19 protein-coding genes, 1 tRNA gene and 1 rRNA gene are annotated in these 14,140 nt (G+C 46.7%); 6 read left to right on the forward strand and 15 right to left on the reverse strand.

What is annotated here, in order from left to right:
• Positions 1-90, reverse strand: a 16S ribosomal RNA gene (locus BUC02_RS13720); the annotation flags it as partial.
• A 388-nt stretch (positions 91-478) separates the two neighbouring features.
• On the opposite strand from BUC02_RS13720, the gene BUC02_RS16325 reads away from it, so the two are divergent.
• The 3 genes from BUC02_RS16325 to BUC02_RS13730 all read left to right on the forward strand — a co-directional run bounded on the left by BUC02_RS16325 (position 479) and on the right by BUC02_RS13730 (position 2,907).
• Positions 479-640: a hypothetical protein gene (locus BUC02_RS16325; RefSeq protein WP_170930648.1), complete on the forward strand. Its 162-nt coding sequence runs from the start codon at positions 479-481 to the stop codon at positions 638-640.
• A gap of 6 nt (positions 641-646) precedes the next feature.
• The gene (locus BUC02_RS13725; protein ID WP_073323465.1) at positions 647-1,489 is read left to right on the forward strand and encodes a lysophospholipid acyltransferase family protein; all 843 of its coding nucleotides are present in this window, start codon (positions 647-649) and stop codon (positions 1,487-1,489) included.
• An 80-nt stretch (positions 1,490-1,569) separates the two neighbouring features.
• Positions 1,570-2,907, forward strand: a complete 1,338-nt coding sequence (locus BUC02_RS13730; protein ID WP_073323467.1) for a diguanylate cyclase domain-containing protein — start codon at positions 1,570-1,572, stop codon at positions 2,905-2,907.
• A gap of 282 nt (positions 2,908-3,189) precedes the next feature.
• Here the strand turns inward: BUC02_RS13730 and BUC02_RS13735 are convergent, their stop codons facing one another.
• The 12 genes from BUC02_RS13735 to BUC02_RS13795 form a co-directional block, all read right to left on the reverse strand.
• A complete protein-coding gene (locus BUC02_RS13735) occupies positions 3,190-3,636 on the reverse strand; it encodes a hypothetical protein (protein ID WP_073323469.1) in 447 nt (148 codons plus the stop codon).
• 22 nt (positions 3,637-3,658) lie between these two features.
• A tRNA-Met gene (locus BUC02_RS13740) sits at positions 3,659-3,731 on the reverse strand.
• A gap of 46 nt (positions 3,732-3,777) precedes the next feature.
• On the reverse strand, positions 3,778-4,518 hold the full coding sequence (locus BUC02_RS13745) for a metallophosphoesterase family protein (protein ID WP_073323471.1): 741 nt from the start codon (positions 4,516-4,518) through the stop codon (positions 3,778-3,780).
• Positions 4,519-4,854: 336 nt separating this feature from the next.
• On the reverse strand, positions 4,855-5,280 hold the full coding sequence (locus tag BUC02_RS13750) for a bactofilin family protein (protein ID WP_073323473.1): 426 nt from the start codon (positions 5,278-5,280) through the stop codon (positions 4,855-4,857).
• 20 nt (positions 5,281-5,300) lie between these two features.
• On the reverse strand, positions 5,301-6,095 hold the full coding sequence (locus BUC02_RS13755) for a M23 family metallopeptidase (protein WP_073323475.1): 795 nt from the start codon (positions 6,093-6,095) through the stop codon (positions 5,301-5,303).
• Complete coding sequence (locus tag BUC02_RS13760; RefSeq protein WP_073323477.1) at positions 6,096-7,106, reverse strand: ParB/RepB/Spo0J family partition protein; 1,011 nt, start codon at positions 7,104-7,106, stop codon at positions 6,096-6,098. It lies immediately after the preceding gene.
• Positions 7,107-7,224: 118 nt separating this feature from the next.
• Positions 7,225-8,010, reverse strand: a complete 786-nt coding sequence (locus BUC02_RS13765) for a ParA family protein (RefSeq protein ID WP_073323479.1) — start codon at positions 8,008-8,010, stop codon at positions 7,225-7,227.
• Positions 8,007-8,711 carry a 16S rRNA (guanine(527)-N(7))-methyltransferase RsmG gene (locus BUC02_RS13770; RefSeq protein ID WP_139261180.1) on the reverse strand — a complete coding sequence of 235 codons (705 nt, stop codon included), beginning with the start codon at positions 8,709-8,711 and terminating at the stop codon, positions 8,007-8,009. The genes BUC02_RS13765 and BUC02_RS13770 overlap by 4 nt, the downstream gene beginning before the upstream one ends.
• A gap of 360 nt (positions 8,712-9,071) precedes the next feature.
• Positions 9,072-9,845, reverse strand: a complete 774-nt coding sequence (locus BUC02_RS13775) for a hypothetical protein (RefSeq protein WP_073323483.1) — start codon at positions 9,843-9,845, stop codon at positions 9,072-9,074.
• A 22-nt stretch (positions 9,846-9,867) separates the two neighbouring features.
• Complete coding sequence (locus BUC02_RS13780) at positions 9,868-10,323, reverse strand: hypothetical protein (RefSeq protein ID WP_073323485.1); 456 nt, start codon at positions 10,321-10,323, stop codon at positions 9,868-9,870.
• Between the two features lie 229 nt (positions 10,324-10,552).
• Entirely contained in the window at positions 10,553-10,966 is a 414-nt protein-coding gene (locus BUC02_RS13790; RefSeq protein ID WP_073323489.1) for a VOC family protein, read from the reverse strand.
• 9 nt (positions 10,967-10,975) lie between these two features.
• The gene (locus BUC02_RS13795) at positions 10,976-11,308 is read right to left on the reverse strand and encodes a hypothetical protein (RefSeq protein ID WP_139261182.1); all 333 of its coding nucleotides are present in this window, start codon (positions 11,306-11,308) and stop codon (positions 10,976-10,978) included.
• Between the two features lie 141 nt (positions 11,309-11,449).
• Here BUC02_RS13795 and BUC02_RS13800 point away from each other — a divergent pair, with 141 nt between their 5' ends.
• Positions 11,450-11,956: an O-acetyl-ADP-ribose deacetylase gene (locus tag BUC02_RS13800; protein WP_073323493.1), complete on the forward strand. Its 507-nt coding sequence runs from the start codon at positions 11,450-11,452 to the stop codon at positions 11,954-11,956.
• 99 nt (positions 11,957-12,055) lie between these two features.
• Positions 12,056-12,454, forward strand: a complete 399-nt coding sequence (locus BUC02_RS13805) for a pyridoxamine 5'-phosphate oxidase family protein (RefSeq protein ID WP_073323495.1) — start codon at positions 12,056-12,058, stop codon at positions 12,452-12,454.
• Between the two features lie 364 nt (positions 12,455-12,818).
• Here the strand turns inward: BUC02_RS13805 and BUC02_RS16585 are convergent, their stop codons facing one another.
• Positions 12,819-13,076 carry a macro domain-containing protein gene (locus BUC02_RS16585; RefSeq protein ID WP_254794232.1) on the reverse strand — a complete coding sequence of 86 codons (258 nt, stop codon included), beginning with the start codon at positions 13,074-13,076 and terminating at the stop codon, positions 12,819-12,821.
• Positions 13,076-13,582 (reverse strand): DNA-deoxyinosine glycosylase, encoded by a 507-nt coding sequence (locus tag BUC02_RS13815; protein ID WP_139261184.1) that lies wholly within the window; start codon positions 13,580-13,582, stop codon positions 13,076-13,078. Before BUC02_RS13815 ends, BUC02_RS16585 begins: the two co-directional genes overlap by 1 nt.
• Positions 13,583-13,609: 27 nt before the next feature.
• Between BUC02_RS13815 and BUC02_RS13820 the strand changes: the two genes are divergently transcribed.
• Positions 13,610-14,107, forward strand: coding sequence for a low molecular weight protein-tyrosine-phosphatase (locus BUC02_RS13820; RefSeq protein WP_073323499.1), 498 nt, complete (start codon positions 13,610-13,612; stop codon positions 14,105-14,107).
• Positions 14,108-14,140 lie beyond the last annotated feature (33 nt).

A 14,140-nucleotide genomic window follows, 5' to 3' on the forward strand; every position in this document is an offset into this window, starting at 1 on the left:
TCGCCGCTATGCATTGCTGCACCGCTCGACTTGCATGTATAAGACACGCCACCAGCGTTCGTTCTGAGCCAGGATCAAACTCTTCATTAATTTTTAAAGTCTTGGTCCCGTTAATCACGTTCGTATAATTGACTATTCCAAGAAATCTCTTGGACCCGTCACTAAGCACATCTCCGATTCCTTCAATCTTCCCGGCGGCCTCGCGGGCCTCCGTTCTCGTCCGTTTGAGCTTTTCGGCTCTCTCGTTCGAGGGTGAGGCCAATTATAGAACTTTATGTGACGATTGTCAAGAGGTTTTGCGCATTTTTTTCATTTTTTTTCACTTTTTTCCATTTTTTTGTAAAACATTCGTTCTATATCCACATAATATTCAATTTATCAACACTCTATTAACATATTTATTTTGACTATAGCCGATCATAGGCATTGTTTTTTACCGTTTTTTCTTTTTTCCCGGTTCTTTTCTATAATTCCATATATGAGTTACGAATGCAGACACCTGAGAAACACCTTCTGCAACAAGCGGAAAAAGGAATGCGATCCGGGAGCCCCCGGTTGCGTTCTCCGCGGGCGGTTCGTATTCCCCTTCAGCGAATCGGCCAACGACTCCAAAAAGAAACCTAGAGCGGACAAGGACTAACTCACCTTGTTCAAGATTGGCTACATTTTCGAAAAACTACTATACAAGGCACTGCTTGTATCTGGTTGGAAATACGATGTCGTACAATCTAACCTGAACTTTGTACATTCCAACCCGTCAAAAATAATTTATAATAAAGAATATAAACAAATTATTTCAAACCTAACGCACCATGTAGGCGATATTCTTTTCGACTTCAGTTCGTTCAAAAAATTACCACACGATTTTGGCAGTTATCCGTTCAAGCAAAATGGAATTACATATAAATTATCTAGCAACAGTGAATTTGTACTAAACAAGATGCGCGCTGGCGGAATATTCCTTACCGCACACTACGGCAATTACGAAGCCATTGGCCCGTGGTTATGCCGCTTGGGCATTCCACTCAAGGCAAGTTATATTCCACTAAAGCCCGCATGGCTCAATCGCATTGTCGAAAACAGAATCCGTTCTGTAGACAAACGAAATTATTCCGTGAACGCAAGGAACCCGCGCGAGTTCTTGCGACTGCTCGACGAAAAAAATCTATTCTGCTTATTGATGGATCAGGACAGCCGAATCGAAAGTGCAGCCGAAGCAACGTTTCTCGGAAAAAAAGTGCACGTCAATCCGCTGCCGGATTTTTTGCTGAAGCACCGCCCGGGAACTCCCGTATTCATTTGCTGGCTAGATGAACCGAAATCCGGCAACGAAAGAATTCTGCATGCCACCGAGGTGACCCCCATAAACAACAGCATCAACGATGTGTTCAACCGCTGGCTCGAAAATCGAATTGCCGAAAAACCTACACTATGGTACGGCTGGACTCACCGCCGGTTTTACAGCTGCGATCCCCAAATATATGGATAAATATTCCAAGATGGAATAACTGGCTTTACTCCATTTTACAGAAAAAACTATATATATGAATATAACAGAGTGCTGGGAATATGCAGATACTGGAAAATGAAAATCTTTTCAGCTTGGATGACGCGAAGGTAGTTCAGCCTCTCGCGAAACGCAAGCTTGTTCTTGTACAAATCAATAGTCCTTCCCTCAAAAAACTCCGCGCCATGCTTTCGGAAGAATACCCCATTATCGATGTGGATTCCGAAAAAGAAGCCGTACAATTGGTAGACAAGCAGCACGACAATATTTCTGCCATATTGTTCAATGTGGAACTGTGCAAGCAGAGCAACTTTTGGCTGCAGAAAGTCCTGAACGAAGATAAACGTTTCGTAGGAATTCCGAACATAGGCATTTCTACAATCGCGGATTCTGACGACTACAAACTCTGCATTGCCGCCGGTGCAAACGAATACTTTGAACCGCCGTTCCGCAAAGAACTCGTCATGCTCCGGATCAACAACGCCATCAGGGGAAAGGACTCGGCCACATTTTCCGAAGTCGAAAAAATCCTGAAGGAACTGCCGTCGAACATTTACCTGAAAGATGCCGAAGGCAAGTACGTTTTCGCGACGCACTACTGGCACCACCTGCATACCGAAGGAGACCCGAACTGGACCATCCGCGGAAAGACCGACATAGAAATTCGCGAAGACAAGGAAAATGCGCTGAAGGCCATGGAATCGGACAAGGAACTTTTGCGCACAGGCAAGGGCACCAACTACGTCATTAAAGAAGAAGGTGAAAACGGGGTCGAGTACTTGGAACTTATCAAGCGGCCTGTCTTTGATGAAAACGGAAACATCAACGGAATTATCGCGCTCATCAACGATGTCACCGAAATCCAGTCGCTGAAACTGGAACTCGAAAAACGCTCCAAGACCGATTCGCTCACTGGTCTATTGAACAAGCAGGAAACCGAAAGCGCAATTTCCCGTATCATCGAAAAAAACAGCGATGAACGCGGTGCCTTGATGATGATTGACGTAGACAAGTTCAAGGAAATAAACGATTCATTCGGTCATGCCGCAGGAGACCGCGTACTCACGGCAATCGGGAACATCCTGTACAATTCGTTCAAGGGAATGGATATTACGGGCCGTATCGGTGGTGATGAATTTATGGTATACTTGCGCGATATCAAGCCCGACACGGCGATCAGGCTTGCCGCAATGATTTCGGATAAAGCAAGACACCTTTTTCAGGGTGAACCCTTAGAAAGACACGTTTCACTTTCAATAGGAATATCCGTATTCCCCGAACACGGTAAGAAATTCGAAGACCTGTACCGTGCTGCCGACATGGCGCTTTACTTTGTAAAGGAACATGGCAGGGACTTTTACAATATGTATTCTCCAGAACTGAAGAGCTTGCACAAGTAGTCTTGCGCATCGGATGCATTCCCGGAAAGTCGTCATCTGTCCAGAACCTGGAATACCAGCAAAGATAAATGAACGCAAGAAGCGTAAAGCCTGCAATGCAGAAAATCTTGAATAACAAGATAGTTGTTGCGTAATCGATTGGTGTGTACATTCTAACCCCGTAGTGGAAAACCACAACACACCAAAAACCGCGCCAAATATATATTCTGGCGCGGCTCAAGTCAAACTTATTTGATTACGAAAATCTAGTATTAACTACACTAAATTGCTTACTGCAAAAACTTAGTTCGCGGTACGCATTCCGGCAGCTTCGAAAGTCGCCTTGTTCTTCGGATCGGGCACGGCAACCGTGGTAATCCAGTTGTATTCGGCAATGCCGGCAAGACCGACGCGGGCGCAAAGCTGGTCGCGGGCCACGTTGTAGGCATTGAGAATCTGGATCTTTTCGGTATCGGATGCCTTGTCGATACGTTCGGACCAACGCACACCGAGTTCCACGAGAGCTGCACTTGCCTTCACGTAGAGCTTCGCCTTTTCGGTTGTAATTTCCGAAGTGTTGGGAGCCGTGAATGCATCGACCTGCACGATAGGCACGGACTTCGGAGTGGATGCCTGTACCTGGTTCATTTCAGGTACATTGTCATCGGCGCTATCGCAAGCGACAAGCACCGGAGCTACGAAAAAAGAGGCGATCATCAACAACGCCACTTTTAGGATTCGTCTTGACATATCAGCCTCTTTTTCAAAATACTAGCGGCTTGTGGGCTCGAACCACAGACCTGCGGATTATGATTCCGACGCTCTACCAACTGAGCTAAGCCGCCAAATTTTTCCCAAATTTAGTCAATTAGTTTAAAAAATTCAAGGGGTCTATTCAAAATAAACTGTAGTTTCTACAGATTTTTCACCCCATTCAATCAATTGCCAGCCCGGAGCGGCGCTTTTCAGATTAAAATAGGGTACGTTGGGGTCAATCTGGAACTGAGTCGCCGGTGCAACGTGCACAATCTGGCGTCCCATGTTCACTTCGAAGTGATGATGGTAATGACCTGCGTAGATGTGGGTCAAGTTATTGATACCCGCAAGTGCCTGCTGGACTTCGACCATGTTTTCAAGGTGGTAACGCAAGTCCATGAAACGGTGACCGCAGAAACAAGGCGGATGGTGCATGAAGAGAATGACTTCGCCCTTGATCTTCGAAGCTTCTTCTTGCAGCCATGTCAACTGTTCCTGTGAAACATTCCCGCAACCGCTATCCAGGAAGAACATTGTCTTGCCTTTCAAGTCGTAGCGGTAGAAACATCTGTCACCATGAATCATAGATTCAATATCGAAATACTTTCGCATGATATTGAGATCGTCATGGTTACCGGGAATAATGCACCACGGACTCTTGTAGTCCTTAAGTGCGGATGCAACGTATTCGTATGCGCCCGGGTCCGAGTTTTCGGAAAGATCGCCAGACAGCACCAGGAGATCCAAATTTTGCATAGAATCAGAATCCAGAGCTTTGCGGAAATTGGCACAAACGTCGATTCCCTGTACGAGCTCTGCTCCGTTTCCAATATGGATATCGGATATCTGACCTATTTTAAGGATCTTTGAAGACATTATGTCTGTACAATATAACTATTATATAGGACCAATGAGCTAGATTTTTCCACTTTTTTGCCAAATGTGACCCATATCATACCGATTTTCAACATAATTCGGTGTATCGCCTGTGAATTGGTATTGAAAAGTCAACTTCAACATTTGTCAACATTGAAAAAAGTGAACAGAATGAAAGTTTTCAACATTTTTACTCACTGATTTTAGTTTTATAACTTTTTGACCATCAATGAGTTATGTTTCCATCTTCACAATTCTATCCACTATTCACGGCGCTAATTACTATTACTATTTATATAAATAATTAGTGTTTAATGATATAGGTGTGAACTTGACTTAAAGGTCTAAATCCTTGGGACCCTTGACCGGCTGCTGCTTAGACTGTTGAGCGGCAGGCTGGGCTGCAGGACGTGCTGCCTGGGCTGCAACCTGAGGTGCACCCATCTGGCAGTTACCCTGGAAAATAGCGCCTTCCTGGATAATGAGACGCTTGGTCTTGATATTGCCTTCGAACTGGGAAGTGCTTTCGAGGATGAGCTTTTCGGAGCAATCGATGTTGCCCTTGACAGAACCGGCAACCACTGCAGTGGTAGTCTTGATATCAGCTTCGACCACGCCCTGACGTTCGACGATGAGTTCGCCTTCGATAGAGATGCCGCCAATGACGTTGCCAGCAACGCGCACGTCGCTATTACCGCTGATGTCTCCCTTAATGGTCACGCTGTGACCGATCTGAGTGATTTCCTGTTCTTTAGTAGCCATTTTTTACCTCTTTGGTTGGTTTAATAGTTTATGAAAAGCTCGGGATCCATTTCCTTGCCATCTTTAGTTATAGAATAGTGCAAGTGCGGGGCACTGCTGTTTCCCGTATTCCCGACTGTTCCTATAATTTCGCCCTTCCCGACATTGCGACCCTTTTTGGTTCGAATGTCTTTTAAGTGTGAGTAACTGGTAATATAACCATTTTGATGATTGATGACGACCGTGTTGCCCAATTCGTCTTTCGGTCCGGCGTAATCTACGACTCCGCTACCCGATGCAAACACCGGATTTCCGATCTGGGACGAAAAGTCGGTGCCCAGGTGGTCGTCCATTTCGCTGAATTTCTTGCTCACGATTCCAACTACCGGAATCACGTTCGGAATATGTTCCAGGCGTACTTTGTCTTCGTGCGATTTCCAGCCGCCTTCGTAGTCGACATCGATTTTTTGTGAAGGCGTGTGGGCGAACCTGCTCTTGTCGATAAGGCTGTTGACCTTGCCCGAATCGTTTTCGATGAACGTGCCTAAAATATTCTGGATACGTTCCTCGAGAACCCAGAGCGAGTCGATTCTCAAGAAGAGTTCTTCGTAGTTGGCGTTTTGCTTTACGAGCTGTCCGTTTGCGGTGCGGATCTTTTCGTAGTTCACCATCATGCGGCCAATTCGGCCTGCATTATAAATAAGGAATCCGGTACCGATTACAAGTGCGACCAGGAAGATTTTCAGGAAAAGGAACCACTTCGTGTTGATACGGTAGCTCTTGATTTCCTTGGAGTCTTCCGGAATGATTTGAACTTTATAATACTTGCCTTTCATCTATCGATTTTCCATGAGTTCCTGGATTCGGGTAAGGTCGTCCATGGAATAATAGTTAATAACGATTGAACCCTTGGTCTCGGTCGAGGCGCTTGGATTGATTTGGACCTTGGTGCCGAAGAAGGTTTCGAGGCGGGATTCGAACTGTTTCATGTCGGCGCTGAGTTCTACCTTCGGCTTGGCTTCGACTTCGGGCTTGTGAACTTCCGGCTGGTCCTCTGAAGACTGCTCCGGTTCACCCTCTCTCGTCTCTCGTCTTTCGTCTCTCGTCTGGTTTATATCTTCACCGCGGGCAATCGCTTCGATTTGGCGGACGTTCAGGCCTTCTTCGATAATGCGTTTGGCGACTTCTTCGGGATCTTGAATCTTGTCGCTGCAGAGGGCGCGGGCCGCACCGCCCGAAATTTTTCCTTCTTCTATCCACAAAAGCACGACTTCCGGGAGCTTGAGAAGGCGGAGACTGTTGGTAATTGCGGAGCGCGACTTACTCACAATCTTGGACAGATCTTCATGGGTGTATCCGTGATTATCGATCAATTGTTGATAGGACTTGGCGACTTCGACCGGGTTCAGGTCGACACGCTGGATATTTTCGATGAGGGCCCATTCGGCCATGGCCTTGTCGTCGAGGTTTTCGTAAACCTGGGCCTTGATGGTCGGAAGTCCGGCGAGCTTGCTTGCACGGGTACGGCGTTCACCGCTGATAAGCTGATAACGGTCGCCCACCTTGCGGACAGCGATCGGCTGGATCAACCCGTGGTGTTCGATAGATTCGGCGAGTTCCACCAGTTCGTCGTCGCTGAAAACCTTGCGCGGCTGGAACGGGTTCGGGTCGATGAGTTCGACATTGATTTCGACGACTTTCTGGGAGTTGTCAACAGTTTCGGATTTTTCGGCATTGTTTTCGCCGGATTGTGGATTAGGCTGTTGAATGTCGGAGGCTGCCGGAGCAGAGTGATCTTTGAGGATATCGGCGAGGCTGCGACCCAGTGCGAAAGACTTTTTACCCATAGTAGATAGTGGTTAGTAAACAGTGGTTAGTGGTTAGTAGGTAGAGCACAGAACTTGGAACATTCCTTCTTCATTAAGAGCGTAGAGGACTAAGTTCTAAAGGGGGTGAATTCCCGCTCTATTTACCCTTGTTTAAAATTTCTTCGGCGAGTTTCATGTACGCTTGTGCACCACTGCTCTGCACATCGTAAAGGATGGCGGGCTTGCCGTGGCTCGGAGCTTCGGAGAGTTTCACGTTGCGCGGAATCATTGCCTGGAACACGGTATCGCTCAAGTTTTCACGGACTTCTTCGGCGACCTGCTTGCAGAGGCTCAGGCGGGAATCGTACATGGTGAGGAGCGCACCTTCGATCTTGAGGTTTGCGTTCAGGTTCTTCTGGACTTCGCGGATTGTCTTGAAAAGTTCGGTCATACCCTGCAGGGCGTAGTATTCGCACTGCACCGGAATCAAGACACTGGTAGCTGCGGTCAGTACGTTCAGCGTCAAAAGGTTCAGGCTCGGAGGAGCGTCGATGATGATGAATTCGAAAGCCTGCTTGAGGACGTTCATCACACGTTCGAGACGGCGTTCGCGGCTCATGGCGTTCACCAGTTCGATTTCCATGACGGCAAGATCCGGGCCGGAAGTGATGACCTTGAGGTAATCGAGGCTCGTATCGAGGATAGCTTCCTTGATATTGTCGTAGGTAATATTATCCGGATTGTCGGCCATGTTCAGGACTTCGTGGATATCCACATCTTGAAGTTCGTTATAGCCCAAACCCTGCGACGCGTTACCCTGCGGGTCCATGTCGATAAGGAGTGTCTTCTTTTCCAATGCGGCAAAACTGGCGGCCAGGTTGACGGCGGTCGTGGTCTTGCCCACGCCACCTTTCTGGTTGCAGACTGCTATCACTTTACTCATTCATTACCTCGAGTGACTAAGGCGTAAACTTGTTCTTCCTGCGGGAGTGCATATTTATATATGTGTACTTCCGGATTCGATTCCAGGTGAACAATATTGTTGAAACTTTTCAGCGTGAGGAACTTTCCACCGCGCTTGAGTCCCGGCTGGGCACGTTCCCAGTCGTTTTCGAAAGTCGAGAGGGCGCGGCAACTCACAAAGTCCAGATAGGCAAGTCCCGAAGTTTCGAAACGCTTGCCCACGACGGTCAGGTTCTTGAGACCGAGTTTTCCTTTGGCGAAGTTCATGAACTCCACGCGCATGTGGCGGGGTTCGACGGCAAAGAATTCTACTTCGGGCATCACGATGGCCAGCGGGAAAATCGGGCAACCTGCACCCGCACCCATATCGGCCCACTTACAGGTGTGGGGTATGAGGTCGCTCCCTTCGGTCGCTTTGAGGAGTGAGGAATTCGGAGTTGAATTGTCTTGCAATTCACCCTTCACTATATATATATAGGGCATCAGCGAGTCGGCGATGTGGCGGCTGAGGAATTTTTCGGAGTCCTTTGCCGAAATCAAGTTGCCGAACTGCTTGGTATTCACTACCAAGTCCGCAAAATCATAAAGCTTGCCGAGTACATCTTCGGACAGCTGCACACCATGTTCTTGCAAGAACTGGTTCAAGAGATTCTGCTGATTTTTGTTTTCTCTGTAATTCAATGAAAACCTAAAAATTGTTTGGACTTTGGCAAAGCCAAAGGCCGACACCCTGCGGTTTCCAAATAAAAATATGCGAATATATTTTTGCTTGGAAACCTTGGTTGTGTTTCACGTGGAACGTTAGCGAGGTGAGCGCAGCGAAAAATACATTAGTATTTTTCATTGCCGAACCGAAGCAAGTTGGCTCCGAAGGAGCAAACATTGATTGCGTAGCAATCTAACGTCCACGAGATAATTTAGTATTCCTAATTAACAAATTCAAAAAAAAGGGCTTTCGCCCTTTCACTTTTTAAAAATATCCGTGGATAAGTTTTTGATAAATGTTGAAATGATGTGAAGAAGAATGTTTCACATGGAACATTACTTCAGAAATTCTACAGTGTATTTTCCCTGAACGGGGCGGCCGAGGAGGTCAAAATGTTTTGCTTTTTTGTAGTTAAGTGTCGGGCGAACTTTGCGATGGATTGATGTAGTGGAGTTGTTTGTATAGATGAAGAAAGCACTTTGATTGTATTGGGTATGGAAAACTTTGAATCCATTTTCTGTATTGGTGATGATTAGCTGATATGTTCCATTTTCGGATTTATATCCAGAATTATAGATAGTCATATTGCATATGTTTTCATCATTGGGATCAGGTGCATATATTTGATTTCCAAAATTGTATGGTCTTCCTTCTGCAAACCATCTATCATTATATAATGTATCATTGCGTAATGGGTTGTAAGAAATGATTTCTAGACTATCCGGTTTACCAGAATCAAGACCATATATAAAAGTGATGGATGAATCCTTATCCGGGAAAATAACGTATTCTTTGCGATCACCATAAGTAAGATCGAGATGAGTCACTTTAATGGTTGAATCAGTCTTTTCTATTGTTTGTTTGTACTTGTTAGTCTTGCAACCATAACTACCACATGAAGTTGTGCTGTCTAGCTTGTTGTCGGTGTAGAAATACTTCACAGTAGAATAGCTGGTGTCTTTATCATCTATGAAGGTTACAGCATAGGCGCTATCCAGGTGAAAAATGTCTGAGGTTTCTCCATTAAATAGATAATGGATATAATCGAGGCAGTTGGCTGCGAAGGTGTTCAATGCCAGGATGGAGAGAATGAGGATTACTTTTTTCATGGGAGAAAATATAGTAAAGAATTTACATCTTATAATATATAGTGGTATATTTGTTGCCGCCGTAGCAGGGGCCGGGGGCTTTGAAGTACTTTTTGTGGTCGAACTTGATTGATTTCTGGATGAGGGTGTTTCCCTTCATTTCATATTCGTAGGTGTCGATAATGAATCCTTTGTCACTTTTCCGGCTGCACTTGCTTTCGTTGTTTGGATCGCGATAGATAATCCATTGCTTGGGAATCCAGTTGTCGACTTCGTGGATGGTGTCGTTCTTGATATAGAATACCTGGTGCTGCTCCTTGTTCAGATCGATATAGACGGAATCCTTTGTGCGGTAGACGGTGAAGTGCCATTTGTCCTTCGAGGATTTCCAGTCGTATTTCGTGACCTTGCCGACCTTGGTGGAATCGATTTCCCAATCGGGAATGTAGGTGGATCTTTTTTCGACATTGCGGGCAAGGCAAGATTGGTACAGGTTCATACTGTCGAGGTGATTGCCTGTTCAGTGATATTTGATGGTATAGACCATCCCGTTTTGCTCCTGATAGAGACTGTCCGGTAGCATTTCGCCGGGCATGGTGAGGGCGTGATCCTGAAAATTCGTTGCGAAATAATTGAACGTGTGTCGGATGCAGTCGATCGCATGGGCGTTTAAGGCAGTCAATGCCAGAATGATAAATGTTCTCCTCATACCTAACTCCGCCATTTTTCTAGACTGTAATCTCTACCCTGTTGCCTTCGGGGTCAAGGACCACACTTTCGTAATACCCGTCGCCGGTGGTTCGGGGCTCCCCTATTACCTGGATTCCGTCGTCGGTCATTTGCCGGGTGAGTCGGTCTACCTCTTCTTTTGAACCGACCGAAAAGGAAAGATGGGCAAAACCGAGATGTTCTGAATGTTCCACGTGAAACGTTAGCGAAGTTACAGTCCCAACGTTTGCGTCGATATCGGGGCGGTGCATTATTTCTAACCGGGCGCCACTTTCGAAGGTGACGAATCGACTAGTGAACTGCTTTGCCGGATTATGATAAATCGGGTGAACAACCCCACCAAAATACTTTCGGTAGAATTCGCAGACCTTGTCGATGTCTTGGACCCAAATGGCGATATGCTCGATTTTCATAATCAATCATTAAAATTTCATGAGGCCTTCAGTCAAGGGACATACAACAGGACCACTTGAATTGAGTGCAGCCCCGATGGTGGCTTCTGTAATGCAGGCGCCGGTCCCTATCAAAAAGTTCCTGATGAAATGGCTTTCTCTTCTAGGTCTATTGATGTCCGGCTCGGATTCGCTGTAAGTTGAATCCGGTTCGGGAGGAATCTCGCCGTAGTTCACCTTAAAGACCATGGCTCGGGTTAGTTTGATGGAATTTGTGTCTTCGGCAGTATTCTTAGATAAAAGCTGCGCGAAAGACAGGCAAAAAGCTGCCAAGACAATTGCTGATATTAGAAAAAACCTCATATAACCTCCTGTATAGTAATATAACAAATTATGGTGTGAAGGGTTATATCGAAGACATTTTTCAACATCTATTCACATAATCAACAATAATGTTTATGTTCCACGTGGAACATAATTACCTATATTATACTTGAGGTTATTATGATTGAGATTGAAATTATCCAGGGTGATATCACCAAGCTGACTGTAGATGCGATTGTGAATGCGGCAAACTGTTCGCTTTTAGGTGGTGGCGGTGTCGATGGCGCCATTCACCGGGCGGCGGGTCCGGAACTTTTGAGGGCATGCATCCCCCTGAACGGTTGCGAGACCGGCCAGGCAAAAATCACCCCGGGTTTCAGACTCCCGGCGAAGTTCGTCATCCATACTCCGGGGCCGGTTTATCGGGATGGTCAACATGGCGAATCCGCACTTTTGGAATCTTGCTACAAAAGCTGTCTGAACCTGGCCGAGGAGAACGGCTGCGAGACGGTCGCCTTCCCCGCTATTTCTTGTGGAGTTTACGGTTACCCCTGGGAGGCCGCCACCGAGATTGCCGTGAAGACGGTTCGGGACTTCCCGGCGCAAAAAGTCAAGAAGGTCATCTTCTGTTGCTTCGGCGAGGAGATGGAAAAATTGTATCGAGAGAAAGTAGGCAGTAGACGGTAGGAAGGGGTTGAAGTATTACCTACTATTTTTGTATATTTAGTTCAAGTAGAAAAGCCGGAGAATGTCCGGTATGAATTGTTTTAAAAAAGGAAGATTCTCATGGAAGAAGTCGTAAAATTTCTCAAGGAATGTGGCGCCTACTTTTTGGCAACGGTAGACGGTGACCAGCCACGCGTGCGCCCGTTCGGAACCGCCAACATTTTCGAGGGCAAGCTCTATATCCAGACTGGCAAGTCGAAGGACTGCTCCAAGCAGATCCAGAAGAACGGCAAGGTCGAAATCTGCGCCATGAACAAGGCTGGAAACGAATGGGTTCGCGTTGCCGGAACACTCGTCCGCGACGACCGCCGCGAACCGAAGGTCGACATGCTGGAGCACTACCCCGAGCTCAAGTCGATGTACTCCCCCGACGACGACAACACCGAGACGCTCTACTTCAAGGACGCGACTGCCACATTCTACAGCTTTGGCGCCGCTCCGCGTACTGTGAAATTTTAAATTTTTGCAGTCAATACATAGGAGATCCCGGATCAAGTCCGGGAAGACAACTGGCATGTGTTGATAACTTTTATAAACATAATATAAACATCGCGTTTCACGTGAAACACGATGTTTTTTATTTTGGTGGATAAGTTTTGGATTTGTCTAATAGGATTGGCAATAGATTGTTGAAATATCATCGTAAAATGACGTATGTTCCACGTGAAACATACATCATTTGTGGATATGTTGTGGGATATGTCCAAATCCTGTGGAATAACAATTTTGAATTATACACAAGATATCAACAACTGAAACTCTGTAGAATTTTACATTTTGTGTAATTCGTGGTGAATTGTTGATAATATAGGACGCCCATTTTTTACGGACTGATGCCGAAGTTCCTTGCGGTTTTGAGAGCGTCGATGTTTGCGCCGAGTAAGATGAATTCCCAGCCGTATTTCTGCTTCTGGCGTTCGATCATCTGTTTCACATGTTCGGCTAAAAGGGCTTCGCGGCCTGCGGCTTCGTAAATACTGTATTCGGCGCCTCCCCCGCAAATCGGATTCTTGTTCGCGGAATTGACGATAGCGTCGGCCTTGACTTTCGTGATGTCGTTACGTACAATCTTTAAGGGCATTATAAAACCTTCTTATACGCTTCCACAAGTTTCTCGAGCGATACGGCGCAGTTGGCAGGCGATGTGGATGGCAACTTGACCGCGTCGATGCCGACTTCTTTTGCACAAAATTTTTGGTACAAGTTATAGGCAGTGGCGCCTGTGCAGAAGATGCGTGAAACCTTTGATTTCTTTACCAGTTCGCCGATGTTGTTGACGACAGGGTCTTCGATGCTTGTGTCGCTTGCACCCACGATGGTGCAACTGTCCAGAACGTCCCATAGCGCCACGTGATGCTTTTTGAGCATGGCCTTCTTTTGCGTGATGGTTTCGGGAATTTCTTCGCCGAGAACGGTTGCCATGACTTTCCAGAACCTGTTTTGCGGGTGCCCGTAGTAGAACGCCATTTCGCGCGACTTGGGCGAGGGTATGGAGCCGAGCAACAGCACGCGGGATTCGCGGTCGTATAGGGCCGGGAATTCATGGGTGACGCGGGTTCGAATGCCTTTGTTTGCGGGCTTTTTCATGAACACAAAAATACTATTTTTCGCCTTATGAAAATCAAGATTCTGTTTGTGTGCCACGGGAACATTTGCCGAAGCCCGATGGCTGAATTCGTGATGAAAAAGTTGGTGCGGGATTTGCCTGCTGAATCGTTAGCGGATGTAGAATTCGAAATTGCGAGTGCCGCGACGAGTACCGAAGAAATCGGGAACCCGGTGTACCCGCCGGCACGCCGCATGCTTGCCATGCACGGAATCGATTGCTCCGGGAAAACGGCGCGCCAGATGACTGCCCGCGACTACGAGTATTACGACTACATTGTGCTCATGGACCGTAATAATTTGCGCAACCTCCGCTGGATTTTGCCGGCCGATGTGTACACGCGTGAAACATCTGGCCCGGTGGAAAATCGCAAGGTCTCACTCTTGATGGATTGGGCGCACAAGTGCCGCGATGTGGCGGACCCATGGTATACAGGCGATTTTCAGGCGACTTGGGACGATGTAAACGAGGGTTGCAAGGCGATGCTCGCCCAGATTCTGCGATAGATTCGGAAATAGGCCCCTGTTTCAAGACTAAAC

Source organism: Fibrobacter sp. UWOV1 (genome assembly GCF_900142495.1).
Taxonomy (GTDB): Bacteria; Fibrobacterota; Fibrobacteria; order Fibrobacterales; family Fibrobacteraceae; genus Fibrobacter.

What these genes read in the sequence shown, in the direction of transcription:
- BUC02_RS13760 (WP_073323477.1), bottom strand. Translation starts at nt 7,106, where the DNA reads ATGGGTAAAAAGTCTTTCGCACTGGGTCGCAGCCTCGCCGATATCCTC.
- BUC02_RS13730 (WP_073323467.1), top strand. Translation starts at nt 1,570, where the DNA reads ATGCAGATACTGGAAAATGAAAATCTTTTCAGCTTGGATGACGCGAAG.
- BUC02_RS13765 (WP_073323479.1), bottom strand. Translation starts at nt 8,010, where the DNA reads ATGAGTAAAGTGATAGCAGTCTGCAACCAGAAAGGTGGCGTGGGCAAG.
- BUC02_RS13735 (WP_073323469.1), bottom strand. Translation starts at nt 3,636, where the DNA reads ATGTCAAGACGAATCCTAAAAGTGGCGTTGTTGATGATCGCCTCTTTT.
- BUC02_RS13745 (WP_073323471.1), bottom strand. Translation starts at nt 4,518, where the DNA reads ATGTCTTCAAAGATCCTTAAAATAGGTCAGATATCCGATATCCATATT.
- BUC02_RS16325 (WP_170930648.1), top strand. Translation starts at nt 479, where the DNA reads ATGAGTTACGAATGCAGACACCTGAGAAACACCTTCTGCAACAAGCGG.
- BUC02_RS13815 (WP_139261184.1), bottom strand. Translation starts at nt 13,582, where the DNA reads ATGAAAAAGCCCGCAAACAAAGGCATTCGAACCCGCGTCACCCATGAA.
- BUC02_RS16585 (WP_254794232.1), bottom strand. Translation starts at nt 13,076, where the DNA reads ATGCCCTTAAAGATTGTACGTAACGACATCACGAAAGTCAAGGCCGAC.
- BUC02_RS13775 (WP_073323483.1), bottom strand. Translation starts at nt 9,845, where the DNA reads ATGAAAAAAGTAATCCTCATTCTCTCCATCCTGGCATTGAACACCTTC.
- BUC02_RS13790 (WP_073323489.1), bottom strand. Translation starts at nt 10,966, where the DNA reads ATGAAAATCGAGCATATCGCCATTTGGGTCCAAGACATCGACAAGGTC.
- BUC02_RS13805 (WP_073323495.1), top strand. Translation starts at nt 12,056, where the DNA reads ATGGAAGAAGTCGTAAAATTTCTCAAGGAATGTGGCGCCTACTTTTTG.
- BUC02_RS13780 (WP_073323485.1), bottom strand. Translation starts at nt 10,323, where the DNA reads ATGAACCTGTACCAATCTTGCCTTGCCCGCAATGTCGAAAAAAGATCC.
- BUC02_RS13795 (WP_139261182.1), bottom strand. Translation starts at nt 11,308, where the DNA reads ATGAGGTTTTTTCTAATATCAGCAATTGTCTTGGCAGCTTTTTGCCTG.
- BUC02_RS13755 (WP_073323475.1), bottom strand. Translation starts at nt 6,095, where the DNA reads ATGAAAGGCAAGTATTATAAAGTTCAAATCATTCCGGAAGACTCCAAG.
- BUC02_RS13750 (WP_073323473.1), bottom strand. Translation starts at nt 5,280, where the DNA reads ATGGCTACTAAAGAACAGGAAATCACTCAGATCGGTCACAGCGTGACC.
- BUC02_RS13800 (WP_073323493.1), top strand. Translation starts at nt 11,450, where the DNA reads ATGATTGAGATTGAAATTATCCAGGGTGATATCACCAAGCTGACTGTA.
- BUC02_RS13820 (WP_073323499.1), top strand. Translation starts at nt 13,610, where the DNA reads ATGAAAATCAAGATTCTGTTTGTGTGCCACGGGAACATTTGCCGAAGC.